Raw genomic sequence first — 19,486 nt, 5'->3', positions numbered from 1 at the left:
CCCCGGGGAGCAACCGGCCGGCGCCGCGCTGGAAGCAGCGACGCCGGCCGGCCGAAGGCGGTCGAACGCCGATCAGGCGACCGGCCGCGGACCGCGGGCCAGGACGTAGCAGCACGCCAGCCCGAGCGCCAGCTCGACGATGCCACCGAGGACCAGGCCGCTCACGGGCGTGCCGTCCAGCGCGACGGACACGCCCCGCGAGACCGCGTAGGCGAGGTAGACCACGGCCCCGGCGACCGCCGCCGCGAACGCCAGCCGCGCCACGAACGCGCCCACCACGAGCAGCACGCCGACCGCGAGCACCGCCCCGCCCGCCGCCCTGGTCTCGCTGAGCAGGTTCACGTCGTCGCCGATGCTGATGTGGTACTGGCGGCGGAACGCCACCGGTGCCAGCAGGCTCGCCGCCCCGATCGCGACGGCCACGGCACCCGCGACGATCAGCACGATCCGCCGGATCACCGCCAGGCCCCGGCCGCCGCGGCCGCCCGGCAGTAGTCGGCGAAGTCGCGCGGCGCCCGGCCCAGCGCGTCCTGCACGCCGGTGCCGAGGTTGGCGTTGCGCCCGTCGAAGACCTCGCCGCACAGGTCGGCGAACAGGTCGCCCTGCGGGTGCCCGGCGAGCGCCGCCCGCAGCTCCTCGACGCTCACCGGCACGTAGGCCACCGGCCGCCCGGCCGCGGCAGCGATCTCCGCCACCGCCGAGGCGAAGGTGAGCAGGCGCGGGCCGGTGACGTCGTACACGCGGCCGTTGTGCGACTCGTCGAGCAGCGCGGCGACCGCCACGTCGGCGATGTCCTCGACGTCCACGAACGGCTCTGCGACGTCCCCGGCGGCGAGGGCGACGGCGCCGTCCATGACGCCCTGGCGCAGCTCGCCGCCGGGAACGTCGCCGAAGTTCTGCGCGAACCACGAGGCCCGCACCAGCGTGTAGCCCAGGCCGGACTCGCGGACGATGTCCTCGCAGCTCTCCGCGTGGTGCTCGCCGCGCCCGGACAGCAGGACCAGCCGCTGGACGCCGGCCGCTGCGGCCGCCTTCGTGAACGCCTCCACGGCGGCGGGCGCCTCGGGCGCGGCGAGGTCGGAGTAGTAGGAGACGTAGGCGGCGCCGACGCCCTCCAGGACGGCGGGCCAGGTCTCCTGCCGCTCCCAGTCGAACGGCGGGTCGCCGCGGCGGGACGCGCCCCGCACGGGGTGGCCGAGGTCGGTGAGGCGGCGCAGGATCCGTCGCCCGGTCTTGCCGGTCGAGCCGATGACGAGTGTTTTCATGTGGTCCAGCGTCGCCGGTACCGGCGAGATCCTGAATCATCAGAACACCGGAACTCTTTGCAGATCGTCCATGATGCTGGACGATGATGCGGTGACGACGACGATCCTCCCGCCGCCGGCCGACCCCCTGGGTGAGGCGCTGCACCTGCTGCGGCTGACCGGCACGCTGTACTGCCGGTCGGAGCTGACCGCGCCGTGGGACATCGACGTGCCGGCCCTCGACGGGCTGATGGCGCTGCTCGTCGTCACCGCCGGCGAGGCGGTCCTGAAGGTCGACGGCGAGCCGCCGCGGACGCTGCGCCCGCGCGGCCTGACCCTGATCCCGCACGGCACACCGCACCGCGTCCACAGTGGACACAAGCTGGGCCGCAACGGCGTGCCGCTGTTCGACATCCCCGTGGAGCGCGTCAGCGAGCGCTACGAGCTGCTGCGGCACGGCGGCGGCGGCGCGCTGACCCGGGTCACCTACTGCGTGCTGCGCTGCGACCACGTCCCGGCCCGGCGGCTCGTCGCGCAGCTGCCGCGGGTCCTGCACGTCGACGGCTGGGACGACGACGGTGGCTGGCTGCACAGCACCCTGCAGCTCATCGCCGCGGAGGCGACCGCGTTGCGGCCCGGCGGCGAGACGGTGCTGACCCGCCTCGCCGACGTCCTGGTGGTGCAGGCGATCCGCGGCTGGCTCGACACCGCGCCCGAGGCGCACCAGGGCTGGCTCGCGGCGCTGCGCGACGAGCACCTCGGCCGGGCCCTGGCGGCGATGCACCGCGCGCCGCAGGAGCCGTGGAGCGTGCAGGCCCTGGCCCGCGAGGCGGCGATGTCCCGGTCGGCGTTCTCGGCCCGCTTCACCGCGCTGCTCGGCGAGCCCGTCATGCAATACGTGACGCAGTGGCGGATGCAGCTGGCGCACACCCACCTGCAACAGTCTGCGGAGCCGCTGTCGCAGGTGGCGCACCGCTTCGGTTACGCGTCGGAGGCCGCGTTCTCCCGGGCGTTCAGCCGCACGTTCGGCGTCGCGCCGGGCGCGGTCCGCGCGGCCGCCTCGGACACGACCGGCCGATGAGGCTCCAGCATCACGCACCTGTTCGAGCAGCCCGGCCCGACCGACCGGTCCGGCCCGCCGCGCTCCGCGCGACCTGCGCGTTCACCCGATTTAACCGGGAGTGGACGGAATCCGACCGACGGGTCACTGGCGTCTCGGAGGTTTGTCCCGCAGGATACGGCGTGCAAGGTGACCATCGATGCGTTGGAGGCAGCCGAACGTGCAGGGCCAGGTGCTGGGTGGTCGTTACCGCCTGGAGGAGCAGCTCGGCAGCGGCGGGATGGCCGTCGTGTGGGCGGCGACCGACGAGGTGCTGGGACGGACGGTCGCGGTCAAGATGCTCAACGGGGCACACACCGCGAAGCCGGAGTCGCTGCGCCGGATGCGCGCCGAGGCCAGGACCGCCGCGACCCTGTCGCATCCGAACATCGCCCAGGTCCACGACTACGGCGAGGCCACCGAGGACGGCGGGATCATCCCGTACGTGGTGATGGAGCTGGTCCCCGGCCCGACCCTCGCGCAGCAGATCGCCGCCGGGCCGGTCGAGCCCAGGGTCGCGTTCCGGATCTGCGCGGAGATCGCCGCCGCGCTGACCGCCGCGCACGCGGCGTCGCTCGTGCACCGCGACATCAAGCCCGCGAACGTGATCGTGACGCCCACCGGGGCGAAGGTCGTCGACTTCGGCATCGCCGCCTCGACCAGCCCCGGCAGCGAGGGCGACCTGCCCGAACAGGTCCTTGGCACGCCGTCCTACCTGGCCCCGGAGCGGCTCACCGACGACGCCGTCGAGCCCGCCTCCGACGTCTACGCGCTCGGCGTCATCCTGTACAAGCTGATCGCCGGGCAGCTGCCGTGGACCGTGGACAGCACGACCCAGGTGCTGACCGCGCACGTGTACGTCCCGCCCGAGCCGCTGCGGCCGACGCCGGGCGTCCCGGAGCAGGTCGCCGACCTCTGCCACAGCTGCCTGCGCAAGGACCCCGCGCTGCGCCCGACCGCGCCGCAGGTCGCGGCGGTCCTCGCCGCGGCGGCCGGGCTGCAGGTCGTGCCGTCCGCGCCGGCCCTCGCCGCGGCCGGCCCCGCGGTCGACGGCGAGCCGTCCGCGCTGCTCGTCCCGCGGGCGCCGCGGCGCGGCCGGTCCAGGGTGCGGGTCCTCGCGGCGGCAGGTGTGGGTGTCGTGTCGGTCGCGGCGGTGCTGACCTGGACGGCGTTCGGCTCCCCGCCGGGCGCGGAGGGCAAGGCCGGCCCGGCGTCGTCACCGGTCGCCTCCCTGCCGGCCGCGGCCACCAGCGACCCGGCGACGCCGGCTCCCGATGCCGGCGCTTCCAGCGCTCCCGGCGCCGGCCCGACCGGAGCCGGCATGCCGGGGCGGACCCCCGGCTCGGACCATTCCGACGCCGGCAGCCCGGGCGAAGCGGAGCCGACCACCGAGGAGCCGACGACCGATCCGCCGGAGCCACCCACGGAGGAGCACACGCTGACCTCCATCGGCGGCACGGTCAACGCGGGCTGCGACTCCGCCGGCAACGCCTGGATCCTGTCCTGGACCGTGGCGGAGGGCTTCAAGCTCGTGAAGGTCGAGAAGGGCCCGGCGACCACGGTGAAGATCTCCTACAAGCGCTCCAAAGAGCAGGTCCGCATGTCGGTCACCTGCCGCAACGGCGTCCCCGCCGCCGTCACCACCACCGTGACGGGCTGACCTTCACCGGGGCAGGCCGGATCATCGGCGGCGGCCGGATCTCAGGAGGGGGCGGGCGACGCCGAAGATGAGCAGCAGCGCCAGCAGGACCGCGCCACCGCCGACGACCGCGGCCCGGATCGCTGGGGTGCCGGGGCCGTCGTCCCGGGCGGCGGGCGGCGGTGAGGGCTGAGCGGAGGGCGGCGCGGGCACCGAGGAGGGGGCGACCGGGTCGGCGGTGACCGGCGCGACGGTGGCGGTCAGGGCGGCGTACGGGTCGATCAGGCCGTGCCCGAAGCTGTCGTCCCGGCCCGCCGGGCCCTTGTCACGGGCGGTGGCGAAGAGGCGGTTGAGCACGTTGGCCGCGTCCAGGGCCGGATACTTCGACCAGATCAGGGCGAGGACGCCGGACACGATGGCCGCCGCGCCGCTGGTGCCGGAGCCGACCGCGAAACCCGAGGAGTAGCGGGCCTTCGGGGCGGCCCCGATGATGTCCTGCGCGGGCGCGGCGATGTCGACCGCCGGGTCGGCGATGGAGCCGTCCCACAGCCCACCGGCGCGGGTGGTGCCGGCGACGGTGACCACGCCCGGGTAGCGGGCCGGCAGCGGCACGTGGTCGTCGCCCTGGGGGCGGTTGCCGCCGGCGGCGACCAGGATCGCGCCCTTGGCGCGGGCGTAGGCGATGGCGTCGATCTCGGGCTGCTTCAGCTCGTCGTCGCCGAGGGTGAACGACATGTTGATGATCTTCGCGCCGTGGTCGGCGGCGTAGCGGATCGGGTCGGCGAGGGTGCCCGCCGAGGCGTCGGCGCGGTTGCCGATGGGGATCGCGATGGGCAGGACCTTGGCCTTCGGGGCGATGCCGAGCACCCGGTTCGGGCCGTCCCCGCCACGGCCGGCCAGGACCGTCGCCATCTGGGTGCCGTGGCCGTCCGGGTCGTCCCAGCCCTTCTCGCTGGCGACGCCGTTGGTGCCGGTGCCGGGCAGCAGGGCCCCCGCCAGGTCGGGCTGGGCGCCGTCGACGCCGGTGTCGATCACCGCGACGACCACGCCGTCGCCCTTGCTGACCTGGTGGGTCTTGGCGATGCCGAGCGCGCCGAGCCACCACTGCTGCTCACGCACGGTTTCGGCGAAGGCGGGCGACGGGACCAGCAGCACCGCGAGCAAGGCCACCGCCATCACAGCGCTACGCGTTCTCACGCCCGCGACCGTACCGGTACGGTCAGGACCACGACCATCGCTGGTCGGGTCGCCGCACGACGACGGGGCTCAGGCGGCCAGCGGGGCCGGGGACTCCGCACCGGGGATCAGGAGGCGGGGCGTGCCGGAGCCGTCGGCGGGGACCGACCACACGTCGGGGCGGCCGTCGTCCTGGCGGAGCGTGTAGCCGAGGGTCGTGGCGTCGAGCCAGGCGGCCTGGTCGTCGACGCTCGTCCGCTCGGCGGTCTCCGTGACGGTCATCGTGGCGAGGTCGAGGACCGACAGCCGCCAGCCGCGCTGCGGGTCGGCGTCGACCGCCTGCTTGAACGCGACCCGGGTGCCGTCCGGCGACAGCGACGGGCACTCGACGTTGGCGCGCAGGGTCTCCACGGTCCGCGCCGCGAGGTCGCCGCGGATGAGGTACCGGCGGCCCGCGGTGGACATCGTGGCGTAGAACCGGTTGTCGTCGGCGGCGAACGTGACGCCCCAGAAGTTGACGTCGACGTTGCGGTAGGGCCTGCCCTCGTGGATGACCGAGAACTCCTCCAGGGAGTTGACGGTGGTCCCCGTGCGGGTGTCGAGGATGCCGGTGCGGGTGGAGAAGCCGCTGCTGGTGTAGGAGTCGCCGCCGACGAAGACGGTCCACGCGACCAGCCGCCCGGACGGCGAGACCCTGGCGCGGTTGGGCAGGCCGGGCACGGCGACCGTCTGGTGTGGACGCAGGTCGGCGTCGAGGACGACCACCTCGTAGCTCCACGCGGTCTGCGGCCGGAGGCAGACGCCGGTGCCGGCGGCCGCGTACACCCGCAGACACTGCACTGTGGACACCGTGCGGGGACCGCCGGGGTCGGCGGCGGAGACGGTGGCGAGGTGCCGGTCGGTGATCGTCAGCAGCCGCGGCCCGGGGGTGAGCGTCAGCGGCAGGCCGTCCTTGGTCGCCGCGGGCGCCGGTTCGGCACGGTCGGCGGCGAGCGCGGTGTACCCCGCCGCGACCCCGGCGAGCACGACGACGGCGGCGGCGAGGATGCCGATCCGTGCACCGTTCGACAGCTGCGTCATCGGAGCGTTCCTCGTTTCCTGAGCAGGAGCAGGGTGGCGACCACGACCACCGCGACGACGCCGGCCGCGGCCCGGCTGGCGGACTCCGGGCCCCACGCCTGCCACGCGAGTCCGAAGAGGACGGACGACACCAGGTATGCCAGGGCCTGTCCCGTCTGGACGAGCGCGATGCCGGTCGTGCGCAGCCGCGCCGGCAGCACCGGCCCGGCGAGCGCGATGAGGACCCCGTCGGTGGCGGCGTAGAACAGCCCGTGCAGCGCGAGCGTGAGCACGAGCAGCGGCCAGCCGGTGAGCGGGCCGAAGAGCAGCAGATAGGCGACGCCGAGGGCGGTGTAGCCACCGAGGACCACCGGGAGCCGGCCGATCCTGTCGGCGAGCACGCCGAGCGGCGCGGCGAGCAGCAGGTAGGCGAGGCTGGTGCCGACCGCGAGGAGCGGGAACCACACGAGGCTCAGGTCCTCGCGGCGCTGCAGCAGCAGGTAGACGAACCCGTCGCCGATCGTGGCGAGCCCGAGCAGCGAAGCGGCCGCCACGAGCCGGCGCACCGGCGCGTCGCGCAGCAGTCCGAACGCGCTGCTCAGCGACGGGGCGGGCGCCGACGGGGCGGCCGCCACCGGTCGTTCGCGCACGAACAGGACGAGGACGACCACGGCGATCGCCGCGATGCAGAAGCTGGTGACGAAGACCGCGTCGTAGGACTCCCCGACGACCGCGAGGACGGCGAGCGCGACGAGCGGCCCGAGGAACGCCCCGATGCTGTCCATCGTCCGGTGCACGCCGAACGCCCGCCCCAGCGCCTCCGGCGGCGTCGACTCGGTGATGAGCGCGTCGCGTGGGGCGCTGCGGACGCCCTTGCCGAGCCGGTCGACGGCGATGACCGCGCCGATCGCGGGCACCGACCGGCCGGCGAGGAGCAGCCCCAGCTTCGCGACGGCGGACAGCGCGTACCCGAACCCGGCGACCAGCTTGCGGGACCGGATCCGGTCGGCGACGAACCCACCGACGAGCCGCAGGACCGCGGTGGCGCCGGTGTAGACGCCGTCGACGACGCCGTAGGCGAGCGGGCTGACGTGCAGGCCCAGCACGAGGTACAGCGGCAGGACGGCGGTGACCATCTCGGCGGACACGTCGGTGATGAGGCTGACGGTGCCGAGCGCGACGACGTTGCCGCTGACGAGCGCGATCCGCCGGCGGCGCGGACCGGCGCCGGACGGCGCGGTGACCGGACTGGTCACGGTCGACAGGTACACCCGATGGTTCCCTTCCTGCGGCAACGGTCCGCAATCGTCCGACAGCGGCGGATTCCCTTGCAACACAGCGCGTGCGGCGGTGCGGCGTGCGGTGCGTGAACACCGCATGACATTGAGGGATTTCGTTGTCCGTTCACCTGTCCGTTCATCGACGCCCCTATGTTCCTTGGGCTTCTGCACACGCCCAGAGAAGGGTTTCTGGATGGGCATCCGCCTCACCCGCCCCCCGGTGACGATGGCGACGGTCGCGGTGTTGGTCGCCGCGACCGCCACCGTCGTGGTGGCCTCCGTGGTGGCCACAGCGTCACCCGCGTCGGCCGCCACGGCCACGTTCACGCCGGTCGCCGACACGTACGTCCAGAGCGACGCCACGTCGACCAACTACGGCACGAGCACGCAGATCGTCGTGGACAACTCGCCGGTGCGCCGCATGTTCCTGCGGTTCACGGTGTCCGGCGTCAGCGGCACGGTCACCGCCGCCAAGCTGCGCCTGCGCACCATCAGCGGCAACGACGGCAGCCCCAGCGGCGGCACGTTCAAGGCCATGAGCAACACGTCATGGTCCGAGACGGGCACGACGTGGAGCAACCAGCCCGCGATCGACGGCGCCACCCTGGGCACCCTCGGATCCGTCGCCCGCGACGGCTGGTACGAGATCGACGTCAAGGCGCTCGTGTCCGGCAACGGCACGTTCAGCATCGGCGCGAGCTCGAGCAACGCCGACGGCGCCTACTACGACTCGCGGGAGAGCGGCGCCGACGCTCCCCAGCTCGTCGTCACCACCGGCACCACGCCGCCGCCGAGCGGGGACCCCGTCTTCGTCGGCGCCGGGGACATCGCCAACTCCGGCTCCGGCGACAGTGCCACCGCGGCGCTGATCGACAACATCCCCGGGACCGTCTACACGCTCGGCGACAACGTCTACGACAGCGGCACCGCGAGCGAGTTCAACTCCTACTACGACCCGACGTGGGGCCGGTTCAAGGCGCGCACCCGCCCGTCCCCCGGCAACCACGACTACGTCACCTCCGGCGCGTCGGCCTACTACAGCTACTTCGGCTCCGTCGCCGGGCCGTCGGGCCGCGGATACTACTCGTTCGACCTCGGCAACTGGCACATCGTGTCGCTGAACTCGAACATCAGCATGTCCGCGGGCTCGACGCAGGAGCAGTGGCTGCGCGCGGACCTCGCGGCCAGCGGCAAGCCGTGCACCCTCGCGTACTGGCACCACCCGCTCTTCACGTCCAGCTCCAACCACGCTCCGTCGACGTCGACCCGTCCGCTCTACCAGGCGCTGTACGACTACAACGCCGACGTCGTGCTGTGGGGTCACAACCACGTCTACGAGCGCTTCGCCCCGATGAACCCCAACGGCGGTCTCGACAACGCCCGCGGGCTGCGCACCTGGGTCGCGGGCATGGGTGGCGCGAGCCACTACGCGTTCGGCACCATCCAGCCCAACAGTGAGGCCCGCAACAGCTCCGCCTACGGCGTGCTGAAGTTCACCCTGCACAGCAACACCTACGACTGGCAGTTCGTGCCGGTCGCGGGTCAGTCCTACAGCGACAGCGGCACCGGCTCCTGCCACTGACCGTGTACCACCCGGCCGCCCGGCCTACCCCCGGGCGGCCGGCCGCGGCGGTGCGGCGCGGCCTGCGGCGTCCCGCTCGGGCCGCCGGAGCACCTCAGGTCTCCTCGGCGCGGGCGAGCAGGGCGCGGCGCTCCCCGTCGCTGAACGCGGCCGCCGCCGCCTGCCGGAACAACGCGGCGGCCCGCGGACCCAGACCGAGCCGGGCGGTGAGGTCGGCCTCCACGGCGAGCGCGTGCGGATGGCCGTCGAGAGCGCTGAGGGCGCCGCCAGAGCGGGCCGCGGCGAGCACCGCCAGGCCTTCGCGCGGCCCGTACGCGTAGCCGTGCGCGACGGCCCGGTTCAGCTCGATCACCGGCGACGGCTGCGCGGCGGCGAGCCGGTCGTAACACCCGGCGATCCGGCGCCAGTCGGTCCCGTCCGCCGACGCGGCGGTGGCGTGGCAGGCGGCGATGCGGGCCTGCCAGGCGTACGGGCCGTCGGACGTGACCCGGTCGAGGACCGCGACGCCCTCGGCGACGGCCGCGTGGTCCCAGCGCTCGCGGTCCTGCCGGTCCAGGGTGACGAGGTCCCCGGCGGCGTCGCGGCGGGCGTCGCGGCGGGAGTGCTGGAACAGGAACAGCGCGAGCAGCGCCGGCACCTCGGGCTGGTCCGGCACGAGCCGGTCGACGAGCCGGACCAGGCGGATCGCCTCATCGGCGAAGGCCGGCTCGCCGTCGGCGTTGTAGCCCTGCGTGAACAGCAGGTACAGCACGGCGAGGACGCCCGGGAGGCGTTCGGTGAGCGCCCGGCCGGTCGGCACCCGGTACGGGATGCCGGCCGTCGCGATCTTCGTCTTGGCCCTGGTGAGCCGGCGGGTCATCGCCGACTCGGTGGTGAGGAACGCCCTGGCGATGTCGCCGGTCGGCACCCCGCAGACGGTGCGCAGCGTCAACGCGACCCGCGCCTCGAGGGGCAGCGCCGGATGGCAGCAGGTGAAGATGAGCCGCAGCCGGTCGTCGATCTCCACCGGACCTTCCTCCTCCTCGGGCGGCAGCGACGCCAGCGCGGCCAGCGCGGCCAGCTTCCGGCGTTCGACGGCGGCGCGGCGCAGCACGTCGATGGCCCGGTTGCGGGCGACCGTCATCAGCCACCCGCCCGGGTTGCCGGGCACGCCGTCGCGCGGCCACCGCTCCAGGGCGGCGGCGAGGGCGTCCTGCGCGCAGTCCTCGGCCAGGGTCCAGTCGCCGGTGACCCTGATCAACGTCGCGACGATCTTGGAGTAGGCGTCGGCGGCCGCCCCGGCGACCGCCGACGCCGTCCCGGTGGGCTCGCTCAACTGGTGCGCGGCGGCAGGTACGGGCGCAGCTCGATCCGGCCGTCACGGGCCATCGGGTGCGCCCGGGCGACCTCGATCGCCTCGTCCAGGTCCGCGCACTCGAGGATGTCGAACCCGACGATGACCTCCTTGGTCTCGGCGAACGGCCCGTCGGACACGAGCAGTTCGCCGTTGCGGACGCGCACCGTGGTCGCCGAGGTGCTCGGCGCCAGTTCGAACCCCATCAGCCGCCGGCCGGCGGCGTCGTTCTCCGTCACCCAGACGTCGATGTCCGTGCCGGGCGTCTGGTCGGTGTCGGGCTCGGTGTCGGTGCAGACGAACATCATGTACTTCATGGCTTGGCATCCTCCGTTGGGCGGGATCTCACCATGGTGACGAACACGGCCGCGCCGACCGGACACCTCCCCGAAGAATTCTTCAGGCGAGTTGGAAGCGTGCCACGATCTGCTGAAGTTCCACGGACATCCGGGCCAGGTCGTCGGCGGCGGTACGGGTCTGCGCGACGCCCTCGGTGGTGACCTGACTGGACTGCGCGACGCCGCCGATGGTGCTGGCGATCTCGTTCGCGCTGGTCGCGGCCTCGGCGACGCTGCGGGTCATCTCGTTGGTGGTCGCGCTCTGCTCCTCGACGGCGGCGGCGATCGTCGTGGCGTACTGGTTGGTCTCGTCGATGACGGCGGCGATCCCGGTGACGGCGGCGACGGCCGCGGAAGCGTCCTGCTGGATCGCGTCGATGCGGGCGGAGATGTCGCCGGTCGCCTTCGCGGTCTCCTGCGCCAGGTCCTTCACCTCCCCGGCGACGACGGCGAAGCCCTTGCCAGCGTCGCCGGCCCGGGCCGCCTCGATCGTGGCGTTGAGCGCGAGGAGGTTCGTCTGTTCCGCGATCGCCGTGATCGTCTTCAGTACGGTGGTGATCTCGCCGCTGGAGTGACCGAGCTGGCGGATCGTCTCCGACGCGGACCGCGCGGTCAGCACGCCACCACCGGCGACCCGGGCGGCGTCCGCGGCGCTGCGGGCGATCTCGGCGATGGCGGCGCCCAGCTCCTGCGTGCCGGCGGCGACCGTCTGCACGTTGCTGGACACCTCCCCCGCCGACTGCGACACGACCGCGGCCCGGGCGCTGCCCTGCTCGGCGCTCCCCGCGATCTGGTTGCTGACCGCCGACAGCTCCTGCGCCGCGCCGGCGAGCGACGTGCTGCTCGCGCCGACGGCGAGCATCGACTCCCGCAGCTGCGCGGTCGCGGTGTTCAGGGCGGACGCCATCGCACCCAGCTCGTCGCGGCCGGCCACGTCGGCGGTCCGCGTGAGGTCACCGACGGCGATCCCGGCGACGACGTGCCCGACCCGGGTCACGGCGCGGACCAGCTGACCGGCGACGAGCAGCGCGAACAGGACCGCGAGGGCGAGCCCGGCGGCGAGCAGCGCCCACGTCCAGCGCAGCGCGGTCCTGTACGCGGCGCCGACCCGCTCGCGGTGGTGCCCGGCGCCGGCCCGGTCGGCCTCGCCCATCCGCTCGACCAGGTCGAACGCCTTCGTGGAGAGCGGTCCGGTGACGTCGTCGCGGACCCGCTCAACCTCGGCGACGTTGCCCGCGCGGCTGGCGGGCAGCAACTGCGTCCGGACCGCGTCGTCGTACCGGCCGAACACGGCGCTGAGCTCGTCGGCGAGGGCGGGGGCGCCGGTCGCCGCGCGGTACACCGCGAGGTTCCTGGCGAACCTGGCGGCGCCGGCCTCGATCTGCTGCGCGTAGACGGTCTCCTGCCGCGGGTCGGTGGTGAGGGCGTGGTTGAGCGTGGCGACCCGCACGGTGGCGAAGTCCTCGCGGACCTCGCTGAGGGCGGCGACCGGTAGCAGCCCGCCGACGTACAGCGCCTCCGCCTCGGACCTGAGCTCGTGCAGGCGCAGCGACGCGACCCCTGCCCCGGCGACCGCCACGACGCCCAGGATCGCCACCACGAGCAGCACTTTGGTGCGGACCGCCCGGTTCGCGAGCCAACCCGTCATCACCGATCACCCCGTCGGTCAGATCGGTTGCGAATGGGTTCGCATGAGGTGAACCGCACCGTTTCACCTGTTGGGGATGGGGCATCACGAGGGTGCGTGCCGCGCGCGGCGGCACCGGCCGAACCATCTGGGATTGGGGTTCGTCATGGGACTGAGCGACAAGATCGACAACAAGGCCGAAGAGACCACCGGCAAGGTCAAGGAGGGCGTCGGCAAGGCCACCGACGACGAGCAGCTGGAGGCCGAAGGCAAGGTCGACCAGGCCTCGGGCAGCCTCAAGCAGGCCGGTGAGAAGATCAAGGACGCCTTCAGGGACTGACAGAGATCCCGCGTGAAAAGGCCGGCGCCCTGCGGGCGCCGGCCTTTTCACATGTCCAGGACCAGGATCGTCTCGGTGAGCAACCGCCGGGCCAGGACGAGGCGGTCGCCGGGGGTGCGCAGGATCTACCGCCCGTGCCGGTCCTGCCTGCGCTGATCGGCCTCGGACGCGCGGCGGTACGCCACGGTGATGAGCGCGTCGAGGTCCGCCTCGGTGCGAGCGCCCGGGTTGAGGACGCAGATCCAGCCCTGCCGCCCGTACGCGGGGTGCGGCAGGAGCTCGTCGAGCCGGGCGAAGTCGATGGCCGCCCGCCGCTGCTCGATGCCCGCGGGCGGGTAGCCGAGGAGGCGCTCGAACTCGGCGGCGCCGGCGTGGACGTTGACCCGGTAGACGCCCGGGCGGTCCAGGTCCGACGCCTCGTCCCAGCCGGGCGTGTCCCGGCCGACGATGGTGGCGAACGGCAGCTTGCGGTCCGGGCCGACGTAGAAGAACCGGTCGCCCCAGCTCGTCTCCGGCGCCCCCGACTCCTCCGTCGCCAGCAGCAGTTCCACGCCGTGCAGCGCCATGATCCGGTAGGCGAGCGTCTCGGGTGTGAGCACGTCAGTCATGACCTCAACCGTATCGTTGAACCATCCAGTGAAGGTTCGCCGACAATCAGCTCGTACACCCGCGGAAAAGCCTCAAGTGGCGGGTTCGGTGCGGGACATGAACAGGCGGACCGTGACCCCGCGGGCGGTGCTCGTGATGTGCAGGTCGCGGCACAGGTTGCGGACCATCCACAGGCCGCGGCCGCCGACCGCGTCGGGCGCCGGCAGCTCCTGCGACAGGTGCTCGGGCAGCCCCGGCCCGTGGTCACTGACCTCGATCCGCACGCCGTCGCCGGTCTGCTCGATGACGATCCGGCCGCTGCCGCCGCCGTGCCGGACCGCGTTCACGGCGAGCTCGTTGACGGCGATCACCAGGTTGTGGGCGTTGACGGCGGAGATCCCGGCGACGCGGGCGGCCCGGTCGACGAGGTCCCGGACGCGGCGCAGGCCGTCACCGGTGAACTCCCGCGAGACTGCGCGCAAGCGGTCGCGTGTCATCGGTCACCGCGCCCCTCCGCATGGTCTCGTGGCCTGCCATGTCGTCCCCCGGTGACGTGGTACCCGTCAGGCGGTCCGGTGAACCGTGTCCGGCCCGTGACCGTGAGCACCGTGCGTGGCGCGCGCCCCGGGTGGGTAACGGCGGTGGATGCCCGACGCCGAACGGCGCCCCGCGCCCCTGATCCGCCCACCGAAGCTGCTGACCGACGTCGACCGCGCCGCGACCCGCCTCGAGCTGTTCTTCGACCTGGCATACGTGCTGGTCATCGCCGAGCTTGCGGCGACCCTGGCCAAGGACCTGACGGCCGAGGGCGTCGCCGTGTTCGCCGGGCTGTTCGCGATCGCCTGGTGGTCATGGGTGACGACGACGCTGTACGCCAACCGTTTCGACACGAACGACGTCCTGTACCGGCTGGGCAAGCTCGCCGCGGCCGCCGCCGTCATCGGCATGGCCGCCAGCGCCCCTGACGCGACCGGCGGCTCGGCGACCGCGTTCACGCTGAGCTACCTGGCGACCAGGGTCGTGCTGTTCGCGTTGTACGCCCGGGCCTACCGCCACGTCGCACGCGCCCGGGCCACGATCGGCATCTACCTGACCGGGACCGCCGCCGGCGCCGCCTGCTGGGTCGCCGCCCTCGCCGTCCCCGGCGACTGGCGCTTCGCGCTGTGGGGCCTCGGCATCGTCCTGGAGGCGCTCGGCCCGGTCGCCGCGACCCGCTTCGGCGGCAACGTGCCCCTGCACCTGGAGCACCTGCCGGAGCGCTTCGGGCTCTTCGTGATCCTCGTCCTCGGCGAGTCGATCGCGTCGGTCGTGCTGGGCGTCCACGACACCCACTGGACCATGGAGTCCGCGCTGGTCGCGGCGGTGTGCTTCGGCACGGTCGCCGCCCTGTGGTGGACCTACTTCGACCTCGGCGGCGCGGCCGGCAAGCAGCATCTCGTGCACGCCCGCGAGGACGAGGGCGCCGACGCCGAGACGGGCGCCGCGGACGGCTACGTCTACGCGCACCTGCCGCTCACGCTCGGCCTGGCCGCCGCCGCGATCGGCGTGGAGCAGCTGATCCTGCACCCCGACGGCGAGGTGTCGGCCCTCGGCCGCTGGATGCTCCCGGCCGGCGCGACACTGTTCCTGCTCGGCACCGCCGCGGTCATCGCCGGCACCGCCCGCCGCTGGAGCGCCGCCTGGCCCTGGCCGCTCGCCGCCGCCCCGTTCGTCCTCGCCGCGGGCGCCCCCACGACCCTGCCCCCGGCGGTGACGGCCGGGCTGGTCGCCGCGGCCCTGCTCGTGGTGGTGCTCGCCGGCATCCGCGCCCAGCAGCGGGGTGCCCTGCACACCACGGAGACCTGAGGAGACCTGAGCGACGGCGGTCAGGCGGGGCGGAGGGCGTCGCGGACCAGCTCCGACGCCTGGGCCATGCCCGGCCGGGCGGTCGCGCCGACGAATGCCTGGGCCTCGGTCGCGCGGACCAGGTCGCCCAGGTCGCGCAGCTCGCCGGCGGCGATGCCGGAGCGCAGGGCCGGGAACTCCTCGCGGTGCTCCCGCCGGGTGTGGGTGCTCAGCAGGTCGTGCACGGCGGCCAGGCCGTCGACCTCGCCGAGGCTGATGGACACGTCGGCCAGGGCCTCGCTGATCCGGCGCTCCTCGTCGAGGAGGTGGTCGGCGAGGTGGTGCTCCGCCGGGCCGGCGAGGTGCCGGGTGAGCGGGTGGGCGAGCTCCTCCTCGGTCGTCTCGTGGACGGCGATCATCCACGCCAGGTCGCCGAACGCGGTGTGCCGGTCCTCGCCCACGGCGGCCAGGGTCAGCTGGAACTGCTGCTCGATCCGTGCCTGCTGGCCGGCGAGCAGGTCCGGCAGGTCGCCGCTGACGTCGGCGGCCGATGCCTGCGGGTCGGCGATGATCTCCTGCGGGTCGCGGTCCTCGTGGTGGCGCAGCAGGTCGGCGGCGGTCCGCAGGTCGGCGAGCTCCATCCGCAGGTGCACCTCCCACAGCTGCCGCAGCCGCTGGTCGGTCTCCTGCTCCAGGAACGTGTGGTACATCGCGCAGGCTTCGCACTCCTGGACGACCAGCTGCGCCCAGACGCTGGCGCCGCCCTGCGCGGCCCTGGCGGTCCCGGCGAGCGGGTGCAGCACGGCGAGGTCGTCGTAGCGGGCCGAGGCGCCCATGCCCAGGCGCTGCACGGCGCGCTGCGACTCCAGGTCCGGGCACAGCGTCGCGGCCCGGCGGTTGAAGCGTGCGGCGGCGGCCTGGAGCGCTTCCATCTCCTCGATCCGCGTGAGCGCGTCGTCAAGAAAAGGGTCGAACATGAGCCCTCCATCGAGATCCGAACCGGGGATCAGGCAACGAGGTGCCGCTACCCCACTCCGGCGGCGCGACACCTCATCCTCCCCCGATCCTCGCCCTCACGGGCCGGATCGCGTCGCCCCGCAACGCCCATTGACTTTCAGTTAAGTTTCTTTATCGTTAGGCATCAATCAGTCGCAACCTGGAGGCATTGATGGCGCTACGACTCCGGCTGGTCCTGGCCGCCGCCGCGACACTCCTGGCGGCCGGTGGGACCGCCGCGATCACCACCACCCCCGCCGCCGCGGCCGGCTCGCTGACCGCGACCCTCACCTACGACTCGGACTGGGGCTCCGGCTACCAGGCGAAGTACACGATCGCGAACGGCTCCGCGTCGACCGTCACCTCGTGGAAGGTCGAGTTCGACCTGCCCGCCGGCACGACGCTCGGCAGTTACTGGGACGTCCTCGCGAGCCAGTCCGGCACGCACGTGACGGCCACCAACCGCACGTACAACGGCACCCTGGCGCCCGGCGCGTCGACCAGCTTCGGCTTCCTGGCCTCCGGCGGCGGCAAACCCGCCAACTGCAAGCTCAACGGCGTCAGCTGCGCCGGGGTCGCCGACACGCAGGCGCCGACCGTCCCCGGCAACCTGCGCGGCACCGGCTCGACCTCCAGCAGCGTCAGCCTGGCCTGGAACGCGTCGACCGACAACGTCGGCGTCACCGCGTACGACGTCTACCGCGGTGGCACCCTCGCCACCACCGTCACCGGCACGAGCGGCACCGTCGGCGGGCTGTCCGCGTCGACGGCCTACACGTTCACCGTCAAGGCCCGCGACGCCGCCGGCAACACCTCCGGCGCGAGCAGCTCCGTCAGCGTCACCACCACCGCCGGTGGAGGTGGCGGCGGCGGTACCCCGCTGCCCGTCGCGCCCTACGTGGACATGGGCGCGTGGCCGACCCCGTCGCTGGTCGACATGGCCACCGCGGGCAACCTGAAGAACTTCACCCTCGCGTTCGTCAACAGCGCGGGCTGCAAGGCGTCGTGGTTCAACGCGTACGACCCGCGCGCCGGCTGGGCGAAGGACCAGATCGACGCGATCCGCGCCCGCGGCGGCGACGTCAAGATCTCCTTCGGCGGGGCGAGCGGCATCGAGCTGGCCCAGGCCTGCTCGACGCCCGCCGCCGTCGCGGCCGAGTACCAGGCCGTCGTCGACGCGTACCAGCTGAGCTACATCGACCTGGACATCGAGGGCGCGGCCGTGGCCGACCCGACCACGGTGGCGCGCCGGTCGCAGGCGCTCAAGCTGCTGCAGACGGCCCGGCCGAACCTGAAGATCTCGCTCACCCTGCCGGTCCTGCCGGAGGGCCTCACCGCCGACGGCGTCGGCGTGGTCCGCTCGGCCCGCGACGCCGGCGTGAACCTCGACATCGTCAACGTCATGGCGATGGACTACCAGCGCAGCAGCGGCGACTACGGCAACTTCGCCGTGCAGGCCGCACAGTCGACGTTCGCGCAGCTCAAGACCCTCTACCCGGCGAAGACCGACGCGCAGGTCTGGCGGATGGTCGGCGTGACGCCGATGCTGGGCAAGAACGACGACGGCGGCACCTACGACCAGAACGACGCCCGGCAGATGGTCGCGTTCGCGCAGGCCAACCACCTCGGCATGCTCTCGTTCTGGGAGACCACCCGCGACCGCAACGCCTGCACCGGCGCGCTCTACCTGTGCACGAACATCCCGCAGCAGCCCTACGAGTTCAGCCGGATCTTCGCCGCCTACACCGGCTGATCCACCGGCTGGTCCACCCGCACAGAACGTGCCGCCCGGCCAGGTCCTCGAACGCCTCGGGGACCTGGCCGGGCGGGCGCGGCGCTCAGGTGCTGAACGGGGTCTGCGGCGGGGCGGAGCGGCGTCGCCGGTCGTCGGTGTCCGCGACGGTCTCCGCCGCCGGGTGGGAGAACACCGCCGGGGCGACCTTCGCGGGGGCCGTGGTCTCCTCGACCTCGTCGGCGGGGGCCTGCGGCGGCGCCTTGAACGTCTCCGCGGCCGGCCGCGCCGCACCCGGGGCGGCCCTGTAGGCGCCCGGCACCTCGGGTGCCGACGCGCTGAACGCGTTGCGTGACGCGCCGCGGGACTGGCCCGGGGTGGTCGAGGACACGGCCGGGGACCCGGCCGGGCCCGCCGCCGCGCCGCTGAACGTGCCGGCCTGCGCCGCGACGGCGGAGGCAGAGGCAGGGGCAGGGGCAGCGGCGGGAGCGAGGGCGGCCACGGCCTCCTCGGCGGACATCGTGCCGGCGGCCACCGCCCGCCACAGGGTCGTGGTCGTGCCGGCGGTGGTGATGACGTGCCGCTCCAGGGCCTCCGGTGTCGTGCCGGCCTTCGCCAGCACCGCGGCGGAAGGGGGCGAGAGATCGACCCACGGACGGACGGTCGCGGCGGTGAAGCCGTTGGCCGCCCATTGGGCCGCCAAGCGGCTGATCCGCTCCGCGACCTGGGCGGGGACGACGTCACGCCCGCTGGGCCGCTCGCCCAGCAGTGCCCGCGCGAGCTCGGTCAGCTCCGTGATCTGCACCCACCGCACCCCCGCGTCGTCCCCGCTCACGTCGGAGGTCGGGGATGATGCCACTCGGGTGGCACGGCGGCCAGCGGTCGGTTCCATATGTCCATGATCCCCCATCGCGTAATCAACCGGCTACGCGGACCCCGCCCCGGCGCAACGACGGAGAAAGCGCGTGGCGCAGGAGAGGGCGGTAGACGCGGACCGAGTCGGCGAGTGAGCCGAAGTGTGAGGTGCCGTTGTCGCCGATGTACCTCGTGGTGATGCCGGTCTGCTCGATGGGGAGGCCGGCACGGACGGCGTGGAGCAGGACGTTCATCTCGTACTCGAAGCGGTCGCCGGGGACGGTGCACAGCCAGGGGAGCTGGTCGGCGGGGTGACCGCGCAGGCCGGTCTGGGTGTCGCGGATGTCGCGGCCGGTCGCGGCGCGGAACAGCACGCCGGTGAGGGCGTTGCCGAAGCGGCTGCGCAGCGGGACGCGGCCCTCGAAGGCCCGGACGCCGAGGACCATCCGGGCGCTGACCTCGACGTGGCGGGCGACGCGCAGGATGTCCTCGACGTGGTGCTGGCCGTCGGGGTCGGCGCAGACGACGGCGTGGCCGGGGTGGTGCTCCGCGATGTGCCGGAAGCCGTGCTTCAGGGCCGCACCCTTGCCGCGGTTCGCCGGGAGGCGCAGGACGGTGCAGCCGAGGTCGCGCACCGCGCTCAGCGGACCCGCGGAGGCCGGGCCGCTGCCGTCGTCGACCACGACGACGTGGGCGTCCGGCGCGGCGTCGCGCAGCGAGACGACGGTCGTCACGAGGGCCTGGCCCGGCTCGTACACGGGAAGCAGCAGCATC

At 73.6% G+C, this 19,486-nt stretch carries 19 protein-coding genes; 6 read left to right on the top strand and 13 right to left on the bottom strand.

Annotation, left to right across the window (positions count from 1 at the left end):
* Positions 1 to 72: 72 nt before the first annotated feature.
* Both ABZS58_RS08470 and ABZS58_RS08465 read right to left on the bottom strand, forming a co-directional pair.
* Positions 73 to 459, bottom strand: a complete 387-nt coding sequence (locus ABZS58_RS08470) for a DUF4345 family protein (protein WP_354779027.1) — start codon at positions 457 to 459, stop codon at positions 73 to 75.
* Entirely contained in the window at positions 456 to 1,265 is an 810-nt protein-coding gene (locus ABZS58_RS08465; RefSeq protein WP_354779025.1) for an NmrA family NAD(P)-binding protein, read from the bottom strand. Before ABZS58_RS08465 ends, ABZS58_RS08470 begins: the two co-directional genes overlap by 4 nt.
* A 91-nt stretch (positions 1,266 to 1,356) precedes the next feature.
* Between ABZS58_RS08465 and ABZS58_RS08460 the strand changes: the two genes are divergently transcribed.
* A complete protein-coding gene (locus ABZS58_RS08460) occupies positions 1,357 to 2,325 on the top strand; it encodes an AraC family transcriptional regulator (protein WP_354779023.1) in 969 nt (322 codons plus the stop codon).
* Between the two features lie 178 nt (positions 2,326 to 2,503).
* The gene (locus tag ABZS58_RS08455; RefSeq protein ID WP_354779021.1) at positions 2,504 to 4,003 is read left to right on the top strand and encodes a protein kinase; all 1,500 of its coding nucleotides are present in this window, start codon (positions 2,504 to 2,506) and stop codon (positions 4,001 to 4,003) included.
* A gap of 21 nt (positions 4,004 to 4,024) precedes the next feature.
* Here ABZS58_RS08455 and ABZS58_RS08450 read toward each other — a convergent pair whose 3' ends face one another.
* The 3 genes from ABZS58_RS08450 to ABZS58_RS08440 form a co-directional block, all read right to left on the bottom strand.
* Positions 4,025 to 5,179: a S8 family serine peptidase gene (locus ABZS58_RS08450; RefSeq protein WP_354779019.1), complete on the bottom strand. Its 1,155-nt coding sequence runs from the start codon at positions 5,177 to 5,179 to the stop codon at positions 4,025 to 4,027.
* Positions 5,180 to 5,248: 69 nt separating this feature from the next.
* A complete protein-coding gene (locus ABZS58_RS08445) occupies positions 5,249 to 6,238 on the bottom strand; it encodes a hypothetical protein (RefSeq protein ID WP_354779017.1) in 990 nt (329 codons plus the stop codon).
* Positions 6,235 to 7,488, bottom strand: coding sequence for an MFS transporter (locus ABZS58_RS08440; protein WP_354779015.1), 1,254 nt, complete (start codon positions 7,486 to 7,488; stop codon positions 6,235 to 6,237). The genes ABZS58_RS08445 and ABZS58_RS08440 overlap by 4 nt, the downstream gene beginning before the upstream one ends.
* A 202-nt stretch (positions 7,489 to 7,690) precedes the next feature.
* Here ABZS58_RS08440 and ABZS58_RS08435 point away from each other — a divergent pair, with 202 nt between their 5' ends.
* Complete coding sequence (locus ABZS58_RS08435; protein ID WP_354779013.1) at positions 7,691 to 9,079, top strand: DNRLRE domain-containing protein; 1,389 nt, start codon at positions 7,691 to 7,693, stop codon at positions 9,077 to 9,079.
* A 94-nt stretch (positions 9,080 to 9,173) separates the two neighbouring features.
* Here the strand turns inward: ABZS58_RS08435 and ABZS58_RS08430 are convergent, their stop codons facing one another.
* From ABZS58_RS08430 to ABZS58_RS08420, 3 genes are all read right to left on the bottom strand, one after another.
* A complete protein-coding gene (locus ABZS58_RS08430) occupies positions 9,174 to 10,394 on the bottom strand; it encodes a sigma-70 family RNA polymerase sigma factor (protein ID WP_354779011.1) in 1,221 nt (406 codons plus the stop codon).
* Positions 10,391 to 10,729: a YciI family protein gene (locus tag ABZS58_RS08425; protein WP_354779009.1), complete on the bottom strand. Its 339-nt coding sequence runs from the start codon at positions 10,727 to 10,729 to the stop codon at positions 10,391 to 10,393. The genes ABZS58_RS08430 and ABZS58_RS08425 overlap by 4 nt, the downstream gene beginning before the upstream one ends.
* 82 nt (positions 10,730 to 10,811) lie before the next feature.
* Positions 10,812 to 12,398 (bottom strand): methyl-accepting chemotaxis protein, encoded by a 1,587-nt coding sequence (locus tag ABZS58_RS08420; RefSeq protein WP_354779007.1) that lies wholly within the window; start codon positions 12,396 to 12,398, stop codon positions 10,812 to 10,814.
* Positions 12,399 to 12,543: 145 nt separating this feature from the next.
* On the opposite strand from ABZS58_RS08420, the gene ABZS58_RS08415 reads away from it, so the two are divergent.
* The gene (locus tag ABZS58_RS08415) at positions 12,544 to 12,717 is read left to right on the top strand and encodes a CsbD family protein (RefSeq protein WP_354779005.1); all 174 of its coding nucleotides are present in this window, start codon (positions 12,544 to 12,546) and stop codon (positions 12,715 to 12,717) included.
* A gap of 125 nt (positions 12,718 to 12,842) precedes the next feature.
* On the opposite strand, the gene ABZS58_RS08410 is transcribed toward ABZS58_RS08415, so the two are convergent.
* Both ABZS58_RS08410 and ABZS58_RS08405 read right to left on the bottom strand, forming a co-directional pair.
* Positions 12,843 to 13,325 carry a DUF6194 family protein gene (locus tag ABZS58_RS08410; protein ID WP_354779003.1) on the bottom strand — a complete coding sequence of 161 codons (483 nt, stop codon included), beginning with the start codon at positions 13,323 to 13,325 and terminating at the stop codon, positions 12,843 to 12,845.
* Between the two features lie 72 nt (positions 13,326 to 13,397).
* Positions 13,398 to 13,802 (bottom strand): ATP-binding protein, encoded by a 405-nt coding sequence (locus tag ABZS58_RS08405; protein ID WP_354779001.1) that lies wholly within the window; start codon positions 13,800 to 13,802, stop codon positions 13,398 to 13,400.
* Positions 13,803 to 13,950: 148 nt separating this feature from the next.
* Here ABZS58_RS08405 and ABZS58_RS08400 point away from each other — a divergent pair, with 148 nt between their 5' ends.
* Entirely contained in the window at positions 13,951 to 15,150 is a 1,200-nt protein-coding gene (locus tag ABZS58_RS08400) for a low temperature requirement protein A (RefSeq protein WP_354778999.1), read from the top strand.
* Between the two features lie 20 nt (positions 15,151 to 15,170).
* Here ABZS58_RS08400 and ABZS58_RS08395 read toward each other — a convergent pair whose 3' ends face one another.
* Complete coding sequence (locus ABZS58_RS08395) at positions 15,171 to 16,106, bottom strand: hypothetical protein (protein WP_354778997.1); 936 nt, start codon at positions 16,104 to 16,106, stop codon at positions 15,171 to 15,173.
* A 191-nt stretch (positions 16,107 to 16,297) separates the two neighbouring features.
* On the opposite strand from ABZS58_RS08395, the gene ABZS58_RS08390 reads away from it, so the two are divergent.
* On the top strand, positions 16,298 to 17,878 hold the full coding sequence (locus ABZS58_RS08390; RefSeq protein WP_354778995.1) for a cellulose binding domain-containing protein: 1,581 nt from the start codon (positions 16,298 to 16,300) through the stop codon (positions 17,876 to 17,878).
* A gap of 85 nt (positions 17,879 to 17,963) precedes the next feature.
* Here ABZS58_RS08390 and ABZS58_RS08385 read toward each other — a convergent pair whose 3' ends face one another.
* Both ABZS58_RS08385 and ABZS58_RS08380 read right to left on the bottom strand, forming a co-directional pair.
* Entirely contained in the window at positions 17,964 to 18,662 is a 699-nt protein-coding gene (locus ABZS58_RS08385; protein ID WP_354778993.1) for a hypothetical protein, read from the bottom strand.
* Between the two features lie 112 nt (positions 18,663 to 18,774).
* Positions 18,775 to 19,485, bottom strand: coding sequence for a glycosyltransferase family 2 protein (locus tag ABZS58_RS08380; RefSeq protein ID WP_354778991.1), 711 nt, complete (start codon positions 19,483 to 19,485; stop codon positions 18,775 to 18,777).
* Position 19,486: the final 1 nt, after the last annotated feature.

This window comes from Dactylosporangium sp. NPDC005555 (assembly GCF_040605635.1).
Lineage (GTDB): Bacteria > Actinomycetota > Actinomycetes > Mycobacteriales > Micromonosporaceae > Dactylosporangium.
The sequence above is the reverse complement of the archived record's forward strand: the minus strand, read 5'-3'. Positions and strand labels throughout refer to the sequence as shown.

Excerpts from the sequence above, each read along its gene's own strand:
- ABZS58_RS08465 (WP_354779025.1), bottom strand. The coding sequence starts at position 1,265 with ATGAAAACACTCGTCATCGGCTCGACCGGCAAGACCGGGCGACGGATC.
- ABZS58_RS08455 (WP_354779021.1), top strand. The coding sequence starts at position 2,504 with ATGCGTTGGAGGCAGCCGAACGTGCAGGGCCAGGTGCTGGGTGGTCGT.
- ABZS58_RS08445 (WP_354779017.1), bottom strand. The coding sequence starts at position 6,238 with ATGACGCAGCTGTCGAACGGTGCACGGATCGGCATCCTCGCCGCCGCC.
- ABZS58_RS08435 (WP_354779013.1), top strand. The coding sequence starts at position 7,691 with ATGGGCATCCGCCTCACCCGCCCCCCGGTGACGATGGCGACGGTCGCG.
- ABZS58_RS08425 (WP_354779009.1), bottom strand. The coding sequence starts at position 10,729 with ATGAAGTACATGATGTTCGTCTGCACCGACACCGAGCCCGACACCGAC.
- ABZS58_RS08420 (WP_354779007.1), bottom strand. The coding sequence starts at position 12,398 with ATGACGGGTTGGCTCGCGAACCGGGCGGTCCGCACCAAAGTGCTGCTC.
- ABZS58_RS08415 (WP_354779005.1), top strand. The coding sequence starts at position 12,544 with ATGGGACTGAGCGACAAGATCGACAACAAGGCCGAAGAGACCACCGGC.
- ABZS58_RS08410 (WP_354779003.1), bottom strand. The coding sequence starts at position 13,325 with ATGACTGACGTGCTCACACCCGAGACGCTCGCCTACCGGATCATGGCG.
- ABZS58_RS08405 (WP_354779001.1), bottom strand. The coding sequence starts at position 13,802 with ATGACACGCGACCGCTTGCGCGCAGTCTCGCGGGAGTTCACCGGTGAC.
- ABZS58_RS08400 (WP_354778999.1), top strand. The coding sequence starts at position 13,951 with ATGCCCGACGCCGAACGGCGCCCCGCGCCCCTGATCCGCCCACCGAAG.
- ABZS58_RS08395 (WP_354778997.1), bottom strand. The coding sequence starts at position 16,106 with ATGTTCGACCCTTTTCTTGACGACGCGCTCACGCGGATCGAGGAGATG.
- ABZS58_RS08390 (WP_354778995.1), top strand. The coding sequence starts at position 16,298 with ATGGCGCTACGACTCCGGCTGGTCCTGGCCGCCGCCGCGACACTCCTG.
- ABZS58_RS08380 (WP_354778991.1), bottom strand. The coding sequence starts at position 19,485 with ATGCTGCTGCTTCCCGTGTACGAGCCGGGCCAGGCCCTCGTGACGACC.